This is a genomic window from Streptomyces sp. G5(2025) (assembly GCF_049542075.1).
GTDB lineage: Bacteria > Actinomycetota > Actinomycetes > Streptomycetales > Streptomycetaceae > Streptomyces.
In genome coordinates, this window is sequence record NZ_JBMUZT010000002.1 from 2,090,463 (window position 1) to 2,107,766 (window position 17,304).

General features: G+C 69.0%; 13 protein-coding genes and 2 pseudogenes. 1 reads left to right on the forward strand and 14 read right to left on the reverse strand.

Annotated elements, in window-relative coordinates:
• Window positions 1–166: 166 nt before the first annotated feature.
• From ACOBQB_RS09290 to rpsB, 9 genes and pseudogenes are all read right to left on the reverse strand, one after another.
• Window positions 167–1,201: pseudogene (locus tag ACOBQB_RS09290) on the reverse strand (ABC transporter ATP-binding protein); the annotation flags it as partial.
• Entirely contained in the window at window positions 1,201–2,877 is a 1,677-nt protein-coding gene (locus ACOBQB_RS09295) for an ABC transporter permease (protein ID WP_423590505.1), read from the reverse strand. The gene ACOBQB_RS09295 and the pseudogene ACOBQB_RS09290, both read right to left, overlap by 1 nt.
• Window positions 2,878–2,885: 8 nt before the next feature.
• Window positions 2,886–3,992, reverse strand: a complete 1,107-nt coding sequence (locus tag ACOBQB_RS09300; RefSeq protein ID WP_423590284.1) for a thiamine ABC transporter substrate-binding protein — start codon at window positions 3,990–3,992, stop codon at window positions 2,886–2,888.
• A 218-nt stretch (window positions 3,993–4,210) separates the two neighbouring features.
• Window positions 4,211–5,317: a 23S rRNA (adenine(2503)-C(2))-methyltransferase RlmN gene (gene rlmN / locus ACOBQB_RS09305; protein WP_055534624.1), complete on the reverse strand. Its 1,107-nt coding sequence runs from the start codon at window positions 5,315–5,317 to the stop codon at window positions 4,211–4,213.
• Window positions 5,318–5,439: 122 nt separating this feature from the next.
• Window positions 5,440–6,498 (reverse strand): phosphatidate cytidylyltransferase, encoded by a 1,059-nt coding sequence (locus ACOBQB_RS09310; RefSeq protein ID WP_423590286.1) that lies wholly within the window; start codon window positions 6,496–6,498, stop codon window positions 5,440–5,442.
• A 49-nt stretch (window positions 6,499–6,547) separates the two neighbouring features.
• Window positions 6,548–7,105, reverse strand: coding sequence for a ribosome recycling factor (frr, locus tag ACOBQB_RS09315; RefSeq protein WP_358579114.1), 558 nt, complete (start codon window positions 7,103–7,105; stop codon window positions 6,548–6,550).
• Between the two features lie 214 nt (window positions 7,106–7,319).
• Entirely contained in the window at window positions 7,320–8,081 is a 762-nt protein-coding gene (gene pyrH, locus ACOBQB_RS09320) for a UMP kinase (RefSeq protein ID WP_127911325.1), read from the reverse strand.
• A gap of 199 nt (window positions 8,082–8,280) precedes the next feature.
• Window positions 8,281–9,117, reverse strand: coding sequence for a translation elongation factor Ts (gene tsf, locus ACOBQB_RS09325; RefSeq protein ID WP_423590288.1), 837 nt, complete (start codon window positions 9,115–9,117; stop codon window positions 8,281–8,283).
• Between the two features lie 101 nt (window positions 9,118–9,218).
• Window positions 9,219–10,133, reverse strand: a complete 915-nt coding sequence (gene rpsB, locus ACOBQB_RS09330) for a 30S ribosomal protein S2 (RefSeq protein ID WP_423590290.1) — start codon at window positions 10,131–10,133, stop codon at window positions 9,219–9,221.
• A gap of 378 nt (window positions 10,134–10,511) precedes the next feature.
• Here rpsB and ACOBQB_RS09335 point away from each other — a divergent pair, with 378 nt between their 5' ends.
• Window positions 10,512–11,102 carry a peptidoglycan DD-metalloendopeptidase family protein gene (locus tag ACOBQB_RS09335; protein ID WP_423590291.1) on the forward strand — a complete coding sequence of 197 codons (591 nt, stop codon included), beginning with the start codon at window positions 10,512–10,514 and terminating at the stop codon, window positions 11,100–11,102.
• Window positions 11,103–11,173: 71 nt separating this feature from the next.
• Here ACOBQB_RS09335 and ACOBQB_RS09340 read toward each other — a convergent pair whose 3' ends face one another.
• From ACOBQB_RS09340 to ACOBQB_RS09360, 5 genes and pseudogenes are all read right to left on the reverse strand, one after another.
• Window positions 11,174–11,731: a TetR/AcrR family transcriptional regulator gene (locus ACOBQB_RS09340; RefSeq protein WP_423590507.1), complete on the reverse strand. Its 558-nt coding sequence runs from the start codon at window positions 11,729–11,731 to the stop codon at window positions 11,174–11,176.
• Window positions 11,732–11,849: 118 nt separating this feature from the next.
• Complete coding sequence (whiG, locus tag ACOBQB_RS09345; RefSeq protein ID WP_205034874.1) at window positions 11,850–12,692, reverse strand: RNA polymerase sigma factor WhiG; 843 nt, start codon at window positions 12,690–12,692, stop codon at window positions 11,850–11,852.
• Between the two features lie 345 nt (window positions 12,693–13,037).
• Window positions 13,038–13,547, reverse strand: a pseudogene (locus tag ACOBQB_RS09350) (DNA-processing protein DprA); the annotation flags it as partial.
• 29 nt (window positions 13,548–13,576) lie between these two features.
• Window positions 13,577–16,042 (reverse strand): tyrosine-type recombinase/integrase, encoded by a 2,466-nt coding sequence (locus tag ACOBQB_RS09355; protein WP_423590294.1) that lies wholly within the window; start codon window positions 16,040–16,042, stop codon window positions 13,577–13,579.
• Window positions 16,035–17,237: a tyrosine-type recombinase/integrase gene (locus ACOBQB_RS09360; protein ID WP_423590296.1), complete on the reverse strand. Its 1,203-nt coding sequence runs from the start codon at window positions 17,235–17,237 to the stop codon at window positions 16,035–16,037. Before ACOBQB_RS09360 ends, ACOBQB_RS09355 begins: the two co-directional genes overlap by 8 nt.
• Window positions 17,238–17,304 lie beyond the last annotated feature (67 nt).

Here is a 17,304-nt window from a genome sequence, read left to right on the forward strand (position 1 = left end):
GGAGACGCCCCTGACGCCATCCCCAAGGCAATCCCCACGCCACCGCCCCGAAGGCCACCCCCGCCCCGCCCTCAGGCGCGACCACTCCACCGCCCTACGCACCGAAGACCTTACGCACCGGACGCACCCACCCCCGCGCCGAAGACACCCCCGCTCCCGGCGCCGCCCCGCCACCCCCGAGGACCACCACGTCCCCGGCGTCGAAGGCGACCCCGACGCGCTCGCCGACCTCCGGTGCCTCCCGCAGCGCGCACGCCGCCTCCAGGCGCGGACCCTCCGCGGGCTGGAGACGCACCGCTACGTGCGTGCCGCGGAAGGTGCGGGCCGTCACGGTGCAGGGCAGGCCCTGGTCGGCGGGGACGATGCGTACCCCGGCCGGCCGTACCAGGAGATCGCGGCGCCCGGCGGGGGCGTCCTTCGGCACGGGGACCTTGCCCCACGCGGTGTCGGCCGTCTCGCCGGTGACCGTCGCAGGGACGACGTTCTCGAAGCCGAGGAACCGCGCGACGAACTCGTCCACCGGCCGCTGCCACACCTCAAGAGGCGTGCCGGACTGGGCGATCCGCCCCTCCCGCATCACGACGACCCGGTCGGCGAGTGCGAAGGCCTCGCCCTGGTCGTGCGTGACGGCCAGCACGGTCGTACCCAACTCGCCGAAGAGTTCCCGCAGTTCGACGACGAGTCGTTCCCGCAGGGAGCGGTCGAGCTGGCCCAGCGGCTCGTCCAGCATCAGCAGCCGCGGCCGCGGGGCCAGCGCACGCGCGAGCGCGACCCGCTGTTGCTCGCCGCCGGACAGCGAGGCGACCGCCCGTCGCTGCGCCTTCGGCAGCCCGACGAGTTCGAGCAACTCGGCGACCCGGTCGGCCTGTTCACCGCGTGACGCACCGCGCATCCGCAGTCCGAAGGCGACGTTGCCCGCCACGTCGCGCTGCGGGAAGAGCTGGTGGTCCTGGAACATCAGACCGACGCCCCGCTTGTGCGCGGGCACCCCGCCCTGGTCGCGCCCGCCGAGCTCGATCCGCCCCGCGTCGAGCGACTGAAGCCCGGCGACCGCCCGCAGCAACGTCGACTTGCCGCTGCCGCTCGGCCCGAGCACGCAGACGATCTCGTGCTCGGCGACCTCCAGATCCACGGCGTCGAGCACGGCCCGCGCCCCGAACCGGACCGTCGCCTCACGCAGGCTCAGCAAGGCGGTCGTCATCAGAACTCCCCCGAAGTACGGTCCGTACGGATGCGTTCCAGAAGCAGCAGCGACACCGCGCACACCACCATCAGGATGGTCGAGAGGGCCATCGCCTGGCCGTAGTTGAGGTCCCCGGCCCGCCCGAGCAGCCGCGCCACGGCCACCGGCAGGGTCGGGTTGTCGGGCCGCGCGATGAAGACGGTCGCCCCGAACTCGCCGAGCGACACCGCGAAGGCGAACCCGGCGGCGATCAGCAGCGCCCGCCGCACCATCGGCAGGTCCACCTCCCGCCAGGCCCGCAGCGGCGACGCCCCGAGCACGGCCGCCGCCTCCCGGAGCCGTCCGTCCACCGCGCGCAGGACGGGCAGCATGGTGCGTACGACGAAGGGCACGCCGACCAGGGCCTGGGCGAGCGGCACCAGAATCCAGGAGGCCCGCAGATCAAGGGGCGGCTCGTCCAGCGCGATCAGGAACCCGAAGCCGACGGTCACCGCCGACACCCCGAGCGGCAACATCAGCAGCGCGTCGAACCCGCGTACGAGACGACCGGCTCTCCGCGTCAGCGCGGCCGCCGCGAGCCCGCCGATGAGGACCGCGATGCCGGTGGCCACCACCGCGTACCGGAGTGAGTTCCAGACCGCCTCGATCGGCGGCACGAGGAAGGCGCCTCCCTCCGCCGACGTCAGCTCCCTGTAGTACGCCACTCCGAAGCCGCCGGGGCCCGCGAAGGACCGCTGGATCAGCACCCCGAGCGGCAGCAGGATCAATGCGGCGACCGTGGCCATGACCAGCCCGAGCAGCGCCCACTGCCCCGCGCCGCGCGGGCGCCGCACCACGCCCGCCGCGTCGACCAGCCTCAGCGCGCTCTCACGCCGCCGCACCGTCCAGGCGTGGATCGCGAGGATGAGCCCCACCGCCGCGAACTGCACGAGGGTCAGGACGGCGGCCGTGGGCAGGTCGAGCAGCTGCGCGGTCTGCCGGTAGATCTCCACTTCGAGCGTGGAGTACGCGGGTCCGCCGAGGATCTGGACGATGCCGAAGGAGGTGAAGGTGAAGAGGAAGACCATGAGGGAGGCGGCCGCGACGGCCGGCCCGAGCGCGGGCAGCGTCACCGTCCGCCAGGCCGTCCAGCGTGAGGCGCCGAGCATCCGCGCGGCCTCCTCCTGGCGTGGATCGAGCTGCGACCACAGCCCGCCGACCGTGCGGACGACGACCGCGTAGTTGAAGAAGACGTGTGCGAGCAGGATCGCCCACACGGTGGTGTCGAGCCGCACACCCCACAGCTCGTCCAGCAGCCCGCCCCGCCCGAGCAGCGCCAGGAACGCCGTCCCCACGACGACCGTCGGCAGCACGAACGGCACGGTGACGACGGCCCGCAGCACCTGCTTGCCCGGGAAGTCGAAGCGCGCGAAGACATACGCGCCGGGGAGCGCGATCAGCAGCGTGAGCGCGGTCGACGCGAGCGCCTGCCAGGTGGTGAACCACAGCACGTGCCGGATGTCGGACTGCCCGAGCACGTCGGCGATCCGCCCGAACCGCCAGACACCGTCCACGTGCAATCCGCGCGCCACGATCGCCGTGACCGGATAGGCGAAGAAGAGCGCGAAGAACGCGACGGGCACGGCCATCAGACCGAGCCGCACCGCGCTCCCGCGGCCGAAACCCGCGCGAAAGCGGGGCTTCGTCACCTTCATCGCATTCGTCACTTCAGTACGAGCGAGGTCCACGACTTGATCCACGGCTCGCGGTTGTCGGCGATCTTCTTCGGATCCATGGTCTGCGGCTTGTCGACGCTCACACCGTGCTTCGTGAACAGCTCGGGCAGCGCCACGCCCTCACGCACCGGGTTCACGAACATGTTCAGCGGCATGTCCGCCTGGAACTCCTTGCTCGCCAGGAAGTCCAGGAGCGCCTTGCCGCCCTTGGCGTTGCCGAGCAGCCCCGCGTACTCGACCTGGCGGAAGCAGGTGCCGGTCGCGACGCCGGTCGGGGCCTCCTTGGGCTGCGGCTCGCCGTAGAGCACCTCGACGGGCGGCGACGAGGCGTAGGAGACGACGAGCGGCCGGTCGCCCTTGGCCTTCTTGCCGCCCGCGGACCCGGAGAACTCCTCGTTGTACGCCTGCTCCCAGCCGTCGACGACCTTGACGCCGTTGGCCTTGAGCTTTTTCCAGTAGCTCTCCCAGCCCTTGTCGCCGTACTTCGCGGCGGTGCCGAGCAGGAAACCGAGGCCGGGCGAGGAGGTCGAGGCGTTCTCGGTGACCAGCAGGTCCTTGTAGGCGGGCCGGGTGAGGTCCTCGAAGGACTGCGGCGGCGCCAGCTTCTTGTCGGCGAAGTACTTCTTGTCGTAGTTGACGCAGATGTCACCGCTGTCGACGGGCGTCACGCGGTGCTTGCCCTGGTCGACGCGGTACTCCGGCTTGATCTTGTCGGAGTCCTTGGCCTCGTACGACTGGAAGAGGCCGTTGTCGAGCGCCCGCGACAGCAGGGTGTTGTCGACGCCGAAGAAGACGTCGCCCTGCGGGTTGCCCTTGGAGAGGATCGCCTTGTTCACGGCGGCGCCCGCGTCCCCGTCCTTGAGGACCTTGACCTGGTACCCCGACCGCTTCTCGAACTCCTTGAGCACGTCCTTGGAGACGTTGAAGGAGTCGTGGGTGACGAGCGTGACGCTCTTGGAGCCGGCCCCCGTGGAATCACCGCCGGAGCCGCCGCACGCGCAGAGCGCGACGAGCCCGATGCCCACCGCGACGGCGGTGAACGTGTTCTTCTTGGCAGTGGTCTTCTTGGTGGTGGCCTTCTTGGTGGTGCTCACTGACTTGTCCTCCTGGGTGTCCAGGAAGAGACGCGGCCCTGCCCGCGGGCGAAAGGCCTGCGGGCAGGGCGCAACAGCTTGAGTAATGCCCGAACTTCCTACCCGGAATGACCCGGGCGAGGTTCAGAGGGTCTGCGGCCCACCTGTCCAAGGTGCCGCACTCTCAGCGCTGTGGCGCTCCCCTGTCGGAATATGCAGATGTGTGTACGACCGCCACACTACCTCTCGGCGGCGGCGAGCTGACCACACGCCCCGTCGATCTCCTGGCCCCTGGTGTCCCGGATCGTGACCGGTACACCATGCGCGGCGATGGCCTCCACGAACGCCTTCTCGTCCTCGGGCCGTGACGCCGTCCACTTCGAGCCCGGCGTGGGGTTCAGCGGAATCAGGTTCACGTGCACCGGCTTGCCCTTGAGCAGCCGGCCCAGGCGGTCACCGCGCCACGCGTGGTCGTTGATGTCGCGGATCAGGGCGTACTCGATGGAGAGGCGGCGCCCCGACTTGGCCGCGTACTCCCAGCCGGCGTCGAGCACCTCCCGCACCTTCCACTTGGTGTTGACCGGCACGAGGGTGTCGCGCAGGTCGTCGTCCGGGGCGTGCAGCGAGATCGCGAGGCGGCACTTGAAGCCCTCGTCGGAGAACCGGTGGATGGCGGGTACGAGCCCGACCGTCGACACCGTGATCCCGCGCTGCGAGAGGCCGAGGCCGTCCGGCTCGGGGTCGGTGAGGCGGCGGATGGCACCGGTCACGCGGTTGTAGTTGGCCAGCGGCTCGCCCATGCCCATGAAGACGATGTTGGACAGGCGGGCGGGGCCACCGGGGATCTCACCGTCGCGCAGCGCGCGCATGCCGTCGACGATCTGGTGCACGATCTCGCCCGTCGACAGGTTCCGGTCGAGGCCGGCCTGGCCGGTGGCGCAGAACGGGCAGTTCATGCCGCAGCCCGCCTGGGAGCTGATGCACATGGTGACCCGGTCGGGGTAGCGCATGAGCACCGACTCGACGAGCGTCCCGTCGAAGAGCCGCCAGAGCGTCTTGCGGGTGGTGTCGTCGTCACAGCTGATGTGCCGCACCACGGACATCAGGTCGGGCAGCAGAGCCTCACGGAGCTTGTCGCGCGCACCGGCGGGGATGTCGGTCCACTCGGCGGGGTCGTGGGCGTACCGCGCGAAGTAGTGCTGCGAGAGCTGCTTGGCGCGGAACGGCTTCTCGCCGATGGCGGCGACGGCCTCCTTGCGCTCGGCGGGCGTGAGGTCGGCGAGGTGCCGCGGGGGCTTCTTGGCTCCGCGGGGCGCGACGAAGGTGAGTTCTCCGGGTACAGGCATGGTCCATCCAGTGTCGCAGACATACGACCAGGGGCCCGCCGCCCTGTGGACAACGAGCCCCTTACGCACATCCGCGCAGGTCAGACGGCCGAGGTGGCCGGCCTGGCACCGCGACCGGACCGTCAGCCGGACCCCACGAAGATCACCAGCAGGAGCCAGACGACCGGCGCCGTCGGCAGCAGTGAGTCCAGCCGGTCCATGATGCCGCCGTGCCCCGGCAGCAGCGTGCCCATGTCCTTGATGCCGAGGTCCCGCTTGATCATCGACTCGCCGAGGTCACCGAGCGTGGCGCTCGCGGCGACCGCGAGACCGATGAGCAGCCCCTGCCACCACGTTCCGCCGTCGATGAGGAACTCCATGCACAGCGCGCCCGCGGCCATGGCGAACGTCACCGCGCCGAGCAGCCCCTCACGGGTCTTGCCGGGGCTGATGCGCGGCGCCAGCTTGTGCTTGCCGAAGCGCCAGCCGACCGCGTACGCCCCGGTGTCGCTGACCACGGTGAGCAGCAGGAACGTCAGCACCCGCCACGCCCCGTCGTCCGCGGTGAGCATCAGCGCCACGAACGTCGCGAGGAAGGGGACGTAGAAGGCGGCGAAGACGCCCGCCGTGACGTCCTTCAGATAGCCCTCGGGGGGCTCCGTCATCCGCCAGACCAGCACGGCGAGCGCGGTGAGCGCCATCGCCACCCAGGCGCCCTCGGGCCCCCGGACGTACCCGGCGACGACCATCGCCGCGCCGCCCACCGCGAGCGGCACGAGCGGGGCCTTGATGTCCTTGCGCTCGCCGAGCCGGGAGGTCAGCTCCCAGAGGCCGACGACGACGGCGACCACTATGACGCCGATGAAGACGGCCTTGACGACGAACAGCGACGCGATGATCACCGCGCCGAGGCCCACACCGACTCCTATGGCCGCACCGAGATCACGGCCCGCGCTCTTGCCCGCGCTCTTCTTCGGCGCTGGCTGCGGCGCTGCCGGGGCGGGCTGTGGTGCGCTGGGCATGGGCTCCTGCGGGGGCGCGGGGGTGTCGGGCACGACGGGCATCGGCTGCGTCGCGGACGGCAGCAGCACGTCCTGCGCATCGTACGCGGGACCTGCCGGGGGCGCCCCCCGACCAGACCCCTGGTCGGGCGGCACCCAGTACCCGGCTGTGGGCCGCGCCCCCCAGGAAGAGTCGTTCACGGATCGGTTTCCTGATTCCTCGGGCTGAGCCTCAGACTCGGACTGAGCCTCAGACTTCGAGCAGCTCGGTTTCCTTGTGCTTGAGCAGCTCGTCCACCTGGGTGACGTACTTCGCGGTGGTGTCGTCGAGGTCCTTCTCCGCGCGGCGGCCCTCGTCCTCGCCGATGTCGCCGTCCTTGACCGCCTTGTCGATGGCTTCCTTGGCCTTGCGGCGGATGGAGCGGATCGAGATCTTGGAGTCCTCGGCCTTGGTCTTGGCGACCTTGATGAACTCCTTGCGGCGGTCCTGCGTCAGCTCCGGGAAGGTCACCCGGATGATGTTGCCGTCGTTGCTCGGGTTGACGCCGAGGTCGGAGTCGCGGATCGCCTGCTCGATGTTGCGCAGCGCGCTCTTGTCGAACGGGGTCACCACGGCCATCCTCGGCTCGGGCACCGAGAACGAGGCCAGCTGGTTGATCGGCGTCAGCGCGCCGTAGTAGTCCGCCACGATCTTGTTGAACATCGCCGGGTGCGCACGGCCGGTGCGGATCGCGGCGAAGTCCTCCTTGGCGACCACGACGGCCTTCTCCATCTTCTCCTCGGCCTCGAGGAGGGTCTCTTCGATCACCACTTGCTCCTGCGTGTCTTGAGTAGGCCCGGCTAGCACAGGGCGGCCGGCTGCGTCGCGTGTCTTTCCTGCACGGTGTCCGACCGGCAGGGCTTTGTCCATCCCCTCAAGGGGCGTCTCGCGTACGTCCCTTGACTCGCGTACGTCCCTTGAGACGGGCTCAGATCTCTGAGGCCCTGAGGCCCTGAGGCCTTGCGGCCCCGGGATCCTGAGGTCAGTCCCGGCTTCCCTGGTCGCCCACGAGAGTGCCGATCTTCTCACCCTTGACGGCCCGGGCGATATTGCCTTCGGAGAGCAGCTCGAAGACGAGGATGGGCAGCTTGTTGTCCCGGCACAGCGTGATCGCGGTCATGTCGGCGACCTTGAGGTCGCGGGTGATGACCTCGCCGTAACCGAGGGCGTCGAACTTCACCGCGTCGGGGTTGGTCTTCGGGTCGGAGTCATAGACGCCGTCCACGCCGTTCTTGCCCATGAGCAGCGCCTCGGCGTCGATCTCCAGGGCACGCTGCGCGGCGGTGGTGTCGGTGGAGAAGTACGGCATGCCCATACCGGCACCGAAGATGACCACACGGCCCTTCTCCAGGTGGCGCACGGCGCGCAGCGGGATGTACGGCTCCGCGACCTGGCCCATGGTGATGGCGGTCTGGACGCGGCAGTCGATGCCCTCCTTCTCCAGGAAGTCCTGGAGGGCGAGACAGTTCATGACCGTGCCGAGCATGCCCATGTAGTCCGAGCGGGCACGGTCCATGCCGCGCTGCTGGAGCTCGGCGCCGCGGAAGAAGTTGCCGCCGCCGATGACGACGGCGATCTGGGCGCCGTCGCGGACCACGGCCGCGATCTCCCGGGCGATGGCGTGCACCACGTCGGGGTCGACCCCGAGGCCGCCTCCACCGGCGAACGCCTCACCGGAGAGCTTCAGCAGGAAGCGTCCGGCAACTTTGCCGTCGTCACTCTTCGAGTCGGCCTTGGTGGTCATGGTGTTCTCGCTTCTCTTACTTGACACACATACGAAGAAGGCCACTGCCGGTGGGGTGTCGTTCGCATCCCATGCTCGGCAGTGGCCTCCTCGTCAGATCCTGCGGTCGTACGTCGCGTACGGGTGCCCCTTCCGGGGCTCCCCACGCGGGCGACCGCTGTCGACCCTATAGGGGTCTACCGTCGATCGCGGTACGGACTCAGATGCCGACCTTGATGCGCGAGAAGCGCTTCAGGGTGACACCGGCCTCGGCGAGAACCTTCTCGACCGACTTCTTGTTGTCCAGCGCGTACGGCTGGCCGAGGAGGGTGGCCTCCTTGAAGAAGCCGTTGACGCGACCCTCGACGATCTTCGGGAGGGCGGCCTCGGGCTTGCCCTCGGCGCGGGTGGTCTCCTCGGCGACGCGACGCTCGGACTCGACGACCTCGGCCGGCACGTCCTCCTTGGAGAGGTACTTCGGCGCGAAGGCGGCGATGTGCTGCGCGATGCCCTTGGCGACGTCGGCGTCGGCCTTGTCCAGCTCGACGAGGACACCGATCTGCGGGGGCAGGTCGGGCATCGTACGGTGCATGTACGCGGTGACGTAGGCGCCGGAGAACTGCGCGAAGCGGTCCAGGACGATCTTCTCACCGAGGTTGGCGTTGGCCTCGTCCACGTACGCCTGGACGGTCTTGCCGGCCTCGATCTCGGAGGCGAGCAGCGCCTCCAGGTCGGCCGGGGACGTCTTGGCGATGTGGGCGGCGAGGTTGTTCGCCACGGCCTGGAACTTCTCACCCTTGGCGACGAAGTCCGTCTCGCACTTCAGCTCGACGATGACACCGGAGGTGTTGTCGTCGGCGATGAGGGAGACCACGGCGCCGTTCTCGGCAGAACGGCCCTCGCGCTTGGCGACGCCCTTCTGGCCCTTGATGCGGAGCGCCTCGACGGCCTTGTCGACGTTGCCCTCGGCCTCGTCGAGCGCCTTCTTGCAGTCCATCATGCCGGCGCCCGTGAGCTCACGGAGCTTCTTGACGTCAGCGGCGGTGTAGTTCGCCATGATCGAAATTCTCTCTCGAAGTCTTGAAAGATCTACGGAGGTCTACGGGTGAACGGCGGGGGCCGATCGGGCCCCCGCCGTCAACCACCGAACCTGTGAGGTCAGGCCTGCTCGGCGTCCGCGGCCGGGGCCTCGGCCTCAGCGGCGGGAGCCTCGGCGGCCGGAGCCTCAGCGACGTCCTCGGCCGGCTTCTCGTCAGCCTTCGGGGCCTCGGGGGCCTCGGCGTCGTCGGCCTTCTTCTCGCCCTCGAGCAGGTCGCGCTCCCACTCGGCGAGCGGCTCGCCGGCGGCCTTCTCGCCCGGCTTCGAGTCACCGGTGGCGACACCGGAACGGGCGATGAGGCCCTCGGCGACGGCGTCGGCGATCACGCGGGTGAGCAGCGTGACCGAGCGGATCGCGTCGTCGTTGCCGGGGATCTTGTAGTCGACCTCGTCCGGGTCGCAGTTGGTGTCGAGGATGGCGACGACCGGGATGTTGAGCTTCCGGGCCTCACCGACCGCGATGTGCTCCTTCTTGGTGTCCACGATCCAGACGGCGCTGGGCACCTTCTGCATCTCGCGGATACCACCGAGGGTCTTCTCCAGCTTGGCCTTCTCGCGCGAGAGCACGAGAAGCTCCTTCTTGGTGAGACCGGAGGCGGCGACGTCCTCGAAGTCGATCTGCTCAAGCTCCTTGAGGCGCTGCAGACGCTTGTAGACGGTCGAGAAGTTGGTGAGCATGCCGCCCAGCCAGCGCTGGTTGACGTAGGGCATGCCGACGCGGGTGGCCTGCTCCGCGATGGCCTCCTGCGCCTGCTTCTTCGTGCCGACGAACATGACCGTGCCGCCGTGGGCGACGGTCTCCTTGACGAACTCGTAGGCGCGGTCGATGTACGACAGCGACTGGAGCAGGTCGATGATGTAGATGCCGTTGCGCTCGGTGAAGATGAAGCGCTTCATCTTCGGGTTCCAGCGACGGGTCTGGTGACCGAAGTGGACGCCGCTTTCCAGCAGCTCCCGCATCGTGACGACGGCCATGGCCGTTCTCCTTGAGATTCTCGGTTGTGCCGCGTGTGCCGGACGGCACTCGCGCCTGACGCCCGCTGTGCGCCTTGCCACGAAGGACCGAGGGGCGCTGACACCGGCTTGTGATGGCCTGATGTCGGGGCGTGCGAAGTCGACCCGGTGACCCGGATCGCCACAAGAAGTGTACGGGACCCGCGGGGCGCCAGGTGACGCCACCGCCCTTGACCTGGCGCCGGAGCCGGCTGAGTCGTTTCTGAGCCGTCTGAGCCCGTCATGGCATCGAGCTGCCCCGTCACTCACACGGGTGACGGGGCTGTCCACAACCGGCCGGTAGTCCACAGATCCGGACCATGATCCCCATGGATCGCCGGGGCGCGGGACGGTTCTCGCATGCGCCTGCAACTGTTCCTGACGACGCTGGCCGCGCTGCTGGCGACCGCCCTGCACCCGACACCGCCCCCGGCCCCGGCCCCTGCCTCCCCTCCACCACCGGTGGCGAGGAACTGGCCGGTGGGCACCCCTATGGGCACCCGTCCCCCGGTCGTACGCGCCTGGGATCCGCCCTCGACCGCGTACGGCGCGGGTCACCGGGGCGTCGATCTCTCCGCACCGCCCGGCACGGCTGTACGGGCGGTGGCACCGGGCCGGGTGTCGTTCGCGGGCAGGGTGGCGGGCGAAGGCGTGGTCTCGGTGGAGTTGGACGGCACCGGGGATCCCCCGCTGCGCACGACGTACGAACCGGTGCGACCCACCGTGAAGAAGGGTGCCGAGGTCGCCGCCGGCGCGAAGGTCGGCACCCTGGAGCCGCCGACCGGCCACTGCCCCGGGGGCTGCCTGCACTGGGGCCTGCTCAGGGGTGAGGCCTACCTGAACCCCCTGAGCCTGCTCCCGCCATGGCTGCTGCGCCGGGGACCGTCACGACTGCTGCCCCTGACCGAGGCACCGCCTGCGTGGCGGATGGGCGTGGGGTGGGGCGGATGAGATCGGCGGTGGGTGAGAGCTACAGGCGCGTGAAATCCACGGCCGGGCCGCAGCCCCGCAGGGACCTGGCCTCAGCCCCGCACACCCCGCAGCGCCATGGCCACGGCCGCCTCGGTGATGGACTCGGGCTGCTCGGCCACGCCGAGCTCGATCCGCCGCACGGCCGCGTCCACGATGCCCTGCAACAGCATCGCCGCCATCCGGGGCTGCTCGTGCCCGAGCTCTTCGAGCGCCTCGACGATCATCGCGATGAGCCCGCCGTGCGCGGCCCGGATCTTCTCCCGGGCCCCCGCGTCGAGCTCACTCGCGGAGATGGCGACCACGGCGCGGTGCCGGCGGTCCCCCACCAGGGCGAGCTGGCGCCGCACATAGGCCTCGACCTTGCCCTCGGCCGACTCCGCGTTCTCCATGGCCGCCGACACCTCGGCCGCCCAGACGGGAAAGTCCACCTCGCACAGCTCTTCGACCACGGCCGCCCGCGACCGGAAGTACTCATAGACGGACGACCGGGCGAGCCCGGTGCGCTCGGCGAGGGCGGGGAAGGTCAGCGCCTCCGTCCCGCCTTCGGACAACAGGGACCGTGCGGCGTCCAGCAGGGCCCCGCGCTGCATCGACCGGTGCTCGGCCACAGAGGCCGCTCGAATCCTTGGCACGGCTCCACTTTACGGACGGGACGCGCCGCGCGGGAGGCGCGGCGGGGCGCACAACCGGCGGGCAGGGACGATTCAGCTCACTCGACGCACCGCGTCAGCGCCCGAAACTGGCCAGCTTCGCGCGCAGCTGCAACACCGATTTCGTGTGGATCTGGCTCACCCGGCTCTCGGTCACCCCGAGCACGTTGCCGATCTCGGCGAGCGTGAGTCCTTCGTAGTAGTAGAGCGTCACGACGGTCTTCTCGCGCTCGGGCAGCGTGTTGATCGCCCGCGCCAGCAGCCTGCGCAGCTCCCGGTCCTCGGCGACCTCCACGGGGTTGTCGGCCGCGTGGTCCTCAAGGGTGTCCATCAGGCTCAGCCGGTCGCCGCCGTCACCGCCGACGTGCAGCAGCTCTTCGAGCGCCACCACGTTCGCCAGGGACAACTGGCTGAAGACCGCGTGCAGTTCCTCCAGCGCGATCCCCATCTCGGCGGCGACCTCGCTCTCCGAGGGGGTGCGCCGCAGCTGCGCCTCCAAGGTCGCGTAGGCACGCTCGACGTTGCGCGCCTTCTGGCGCACCGAGCGGGGGATCCAGTCGAGCGCCCGCAGCTCGTCGATCATCGCCCCGCGGATACGGGTGATGGCATAGGTCTCGAACTTGATCGACCGCTCGATGTCGAACTTCTCGATCGCGTCGATCAGCCCGAACACCCCGGACGAGACGAAGTCGGCCTGCTCCACGTTGGGCGGCAGCCCCACGCTCACCCGGCCCGCGACGTACTTCACCAGTGGCGAGTAGTGCAGGATCAGCTGCTCCCGCAGCCGCCCGTCCCCGGTCTCCTTGTACGACCGCCACAACTCGTCCAGCGACGAGGGGGCGGGGGGCCGCTCCTGCTCGCCGCTACGGGCGGCGGGAGGGCCCGCCGCCCGGTCGGACCCTGAGGTGTGCTGGGGCATTCGTCGCCTTGAGCCGTTCTGCCGTGAACCGGTGAGGTCGCGTGGGTCGGTGCCGTCGCGCGAAGCGGCGAATCCACCGGGGCCGCTCGCGCTCGTGTGGTGCTGTGCTTGCGTGAAGTGAATGAGGTTGTCCGTCTGGTCGCCTGTCCGCGTCGGAATCCTTGTGAGCGTAGCGTGACTGCAGTGTCGCAGTGAGCGAAGACTATGGGATCGTGCGTGCGCAGATACGTTCCGCTGGGTGTCCCCCGGAGTCGCTCCCGTCGCGGTGAGTGACGACGTCGGCGCATCAACTGCGCGATTTCCCAAGGTCGTCGGGGGTTCATCCGTCCGGCGGAACACGCTCGGTCACGATTCACCTCCAGTGGCGAAGACCGACACAAACGCCTGGCGTGTCAACTGCCAGCCATCGCCGTGTCGTTCGACGAACCCCAACGACTGAAGTTCGTACAGTCGCCCTACCGCGTCATCCACGCTCGTCGCCGCGCCGACGGCGACGTCCCGGGCCGTCGCTCGCCCTCGCGCGGGCAGCGCGGCCAGGACGCGGGCCGCCCCCGGTGCGAGCAGATCGCGTGGCAGGACGGGGCCTCGCCGCTCCGGGGCCAGGTCGCCCATGTCGCCGACCAGCTCGACCACTTCCGCGGCATCGGTCACCAGGACGCCGTCACCCCGCAGCAGTTCATGGACCCCGGCGGAGAGGCCGCTGGTCGCGGGCCCCGGCACCCCCATGGTGAAGCGCCCCAACTCATGGGCGTCACGAGCCGTCGCCAGCGCCCCGCTGCGGTGGGCGGCCTCCACCACCACCGTCCCCCGGGTGAGCGCGGCGATGACCCTGTTCCGGAGGATGAAGCTTCTCTGCACTTCACTCGATCGGGAGTCGATGTTGATCATTTGTCCTCCTCGGGGCGAGGGGTGGGCAGGCCCAGGTCGATGACGGGCCGCTGAAGGAGCCGGGCAGCTTCGGCTTGCTTGGCTCGGAGGAAGGTCAAGGTGGTGTCGATGCCTTCAACTTCGCCGAACCAGTGCTCCTCTTCTGCGCGCTTGCGGCGCATGAGTAGGTCCTTCTCGATCTCGGCGAGGCGAGGCAGCATCTTCGGATTGACCTGGAGCATCGGGCAGCGGATGCAGGCGTGTTCGTGGCTGCATGGAGTTCCGTAGGGGCGAGCGCAGTTGCCGAGCTCGACCTTGCGCTTGTCGAAGTGCTCCTCGAAGTCGGCCCATTCCTCGGAAGTGACCTCGACGTATTCCTCCGCGGGCCGCAGGCTCCGGCGGTGGTTGAGGAACTTCTGGTAGTGGGCGACCACGTCCTCGGCGAAGACCGCGACGTAGCCCTGGAGTGTTTGCAGGCTGAGGTGGCCAAGCAGCGCCGCACCGATATGGATGGGGAGGCCGCCGTTGATGACGTCGGTCGCGAACAACCTTCGGAAGTCGTGGGGTGTGAAGGTGAGGTCCTCGAAGGCGGGGTTGGCATCCGCCAGTTCCTCGCAGCTGCGGGCGAGCATGTGCAGCACGGTGGTAGGCGCCATCACCCCGTGGAGGGTGCCCATCTGCCTCTGGAAGAGGAACGGCATGGGCTCTGACCAGGTCTTTTCGTATGGGTCATAGCGGCTGAGGACGCGGATGGGCTGTCCGTCCGCAGTGTGCCGGCGGATGATCTGGGCGATGGCATGGAAGAGGTCGGCGGACATGGGGATGACACGTTCGCGTTCGCTCTTGGAGGGCGCCACGACCAGGAGGGCGATGACCTCTCCGTTGGGCCGCTGGTATTGGCGGATGCTGAGGTGGGTGAGTTCGACGAGCTCCTCGACGCGGATGCCGCTGTGCCGCATGACCTCGACCTGGGCCCATTCCCAGAAGGCGGTCTCCTCAGCAGCGGTCACGTCGATCGTTTCGCCGTCCGGGTCGATGACCCTGACCGGCGGGTTCGCCTCCTTCCGCTCGCGCTGACGATCACGCCAGGAGTTCGTGCGGTGATAGGTGCTGCCCTGGAAGGTGAAGGGCTCTCCGAGCACCACCTGTCGGGCAGCGTCTAAGAGGCCGACCAGGTACTCGTGGCGGGACTCGATGTGAGCGGACAGCGCCGGCAGCAGAGGCTGACGAGCCCGGACCCGCTCGGCCATGCGCTGGTTGACCTCGCGCTTGCGCTTCCCGAACCCCTTCAGATCCCGACGCCGGACCGGGCAGGGAGCCACCCACTGAGCCCACTGCTCGGGCTCGCCAACCGACCAGCTGTGCAGGTCCATGTAGAAGGCACGGACCGCGAGGAGGATGGTGGAGGTGTCCTTGCGCTGCTTGGTCGGGTGCTTGTCCCAGACCTGGATCTCGGCCCGCCACTGGTCGTAAAGGCCCGGGCTGATCACAAGGTCTTGCTGGCCTGGGTTGATCTTCTCGATCTTCGCCCAGAACTGGCTCGCCAGGCGGCGGGACAGCCCTTCGAGCGAGACGTAGTCCATCTCCGTCTGCCGCCGGGTGAGGTAGTCGATCAGGAGCTGGCGGACGCCCTGGTGGCTGATCGAGTAACGGTCGACGAGCTGGGTGACGGTTCGCTGACCGGTGTAGATGAACGCGCGCAACGTCGGCGGCGTCCCCGGCGGGAAGTGCTCTATGGCGTGAAGCACCTGCCAGGCCCCGAGCGCGGCGAACCGGCCGGTCTGTCCAGTAGAGCTGGGGACGACGCCTAAGCGTCGGCACTCCACCGAGTAGTGCAGCAGGGCCGAGGGTGTCAGGTCCTCCAGGGCGATGCCCTGCGTGGTCAGCGCGGCCACGGTGTCGAACCTCGCCTTGGCCTTGTGGACGTCCCGGAAGTGCTTGGTCGCATCGACCGCCTTGAAGAACTCGTCCAGATACCGGTCGTTGTGGATCTTGCGGAAAGGGCCCGGGTAGTCACCGAATCTGTTGGCTCGCAACCCGGCGACGGACGGCTGGATGACACGCAGGCAGAAGAGCCACTTCAGTGCGGAGATCAGATAAGACCGGCCGTAGCGGTCGCCCTCGTGGGCCAGCACGGTGACGGACGGGGCGTGATCGGCATCGAAGCCGGCGGCCTGCCACCGCTCCTGCCAGGTGTCGCCGGGATGCTGCTTGAGGTGCCCGAGCAGCCGCTCCAGCCCGCGCAGGTGGCTGCGGCAGTTCGGCGGCCGGACGTCTCGCTGCACCAATCGGCAGATCTCCGTGATGGGGGCCCGGGACAGGTCGCCGAACGGCCCGGGGTGGGTCTTGGGCGGAGGTGCCGGGGCAGCTTTGATCGAGGTGTCGAAGCGGGAGGCGGGGGCCGGGATGAACGGCTCCTCGCGGTAATTCGTGCGCCGGTTGCGGCTGGTGTAGGTGTCCTGAGTGGTCGTGATGTCAGCCACCGAACACCACCTTGAAGTCCTCGGGGTCGTAGCCCGGGGCGATGCTCGGCTGGACGCGCGGCCGGTTGTAGTGGGCCTGGAGAGCGTCGAAGAGGTCCTCGACGCGGGCCCGCAGATAGCGGCCGGTAGTGGCAAGGTCGCTGTGGCGCAGAACGGCCCGCACTTCGACCAGCGTCAGGTGCGGGTCGTTGGCCATGCGCTCAGCAGCCGTGTGCCTCAGGTCATGCAAGGACCAGTTGGTCTTCAGCTTCTCGTTGGCCCGCTGGATAACGCGGCGCATCGCCCAGTAGCTGAGCGGCTTCTCCGGACCGCGGCGGGTTCGGAACACCGGCTCGTGGGCCGGAGGCAGTCCGGCCCAGTCGAGATAGGCCGCGAGTACCACCAGGGCTTGCGGGCTGGTGGGGATCGGTTCGCGCAGCTTGGTGCCCTTGGAGATGACGTAGACGATCTGTTTTTGCCAGTCGATGTCCGCCGGGGTGACACCCAGCAGCTCTGCGGCACGGGCCCCGCTGGAGACATAGAGCAGGACAGCGGCCCGGTCGCGGTCGTGGTTCATCGCCGCAAAGAATTCGTCCCACATCGCGTCCGGGATCGCTCGCGGGTCGCCCTTCGGCACTCGCTGCCGAAGCCGAGCGCGCCGGAAGGGTCGCACCGGCTCATCCTGGCTCTTATGGGCGAGGGCCTGCCTACGGGCCGGGGACTGCGGCACCGGGTTGAGAACCGGCCCCCGACCGTGCTCCTGGTGGAAGTCGTAGAAACTGCTGACGACCGACAGCGAATGGTTGATCGTGGTGGGTTGATAGCCGACCTGGAGGTACCGCTTGCCGGTGCGTGGGTTGACCGAGCCGGGCGGGGGCGAGGCAGGCTTGCTCCGGCGCCGTTGAGGATTTGCTGCCGTACGCAGCCATCCCACTATGGCGGCTACCTCCGCTTCCACCGCCTTCTCCCACGGGACGCCGAGACACCACAGGACGCGGAACCACCGCAACAGGTCGTACGAGTAGCTTCTCCCCGTCAGGGGGCTGTTGTCACTGAGCGACAGATCCCGCAGATAAGGCACTGCCGGTTCGACAGGCTCCCCGGCCTCATCCATCACCATGTACGGCGGATGCTGAGTCTTCAGCTGAACTACCGAGCCGATCCGAGGTACGTCGATCCGCCCCTCGATCAGCTGCTGGTGCAAGGTCTCCGTCACACGGGCCTCCTTGAGCAGACGAATGTCGTCTCGCTCAACGAGCCCCAGAAGGTGCAGTTAACAAACC

What these genes read in the sequence shown, in the direction of transcription:
- ACOBQB_RS09295 (WP_423590505.1), bottom strand. Translation starts at nt 2,877, where the DNA reads ATGAAGGTGACGAAGCCCCGCTTTCGCGCGGGTTTCGGCCGCGGGAGC.
- rlmN (WP_055534624.1), bottom strand. Translation starts at nt 5,317, where the DNA reads ATGCCTGTACCCGGAGAACTCACCTTCGTCGCGCCCCGCGGAGCCAAG.
- pyrH (WP_127911325.1), bottom strand. Translation starts at nt 8,081, where the DNA reads ATGACCACCAAGGCCGACTCGAAGAGTGACGACGGCAAAGTTGCCGGA.
- tsf (WP_423590288.1), bottom strand. Translation starts at nt 9,117, where the DNA reads ATGGCGAACTACACCGCCGCTGACGTCAAGAAGCTCCGTGAGCTCACG.
- rpsB (WP_423590290.1), bottom strand. Translation starts at nt 10,133, where the DNA reads ATGGCCGTCGTCACGATGCGGGAGCTGCTGGAAAGCGGCGTCCACTTC.
- ACOBQB_RS09335 (WP_423590291.1), top strand. Translation starts at nt 10,512, where the DNA reads ATGCGCCTGCAACTGTTCCTGACGACGCTGGCCGCGCTGCTGGCGACC.
- whiG (WP_205034874.1), bottom strand. Translation starts at nt 12,692, where the DNA reads ATGCCCCAGCACACCTCAGGGTCCGACCGGGCGGCGGGCCCTCCCGCC.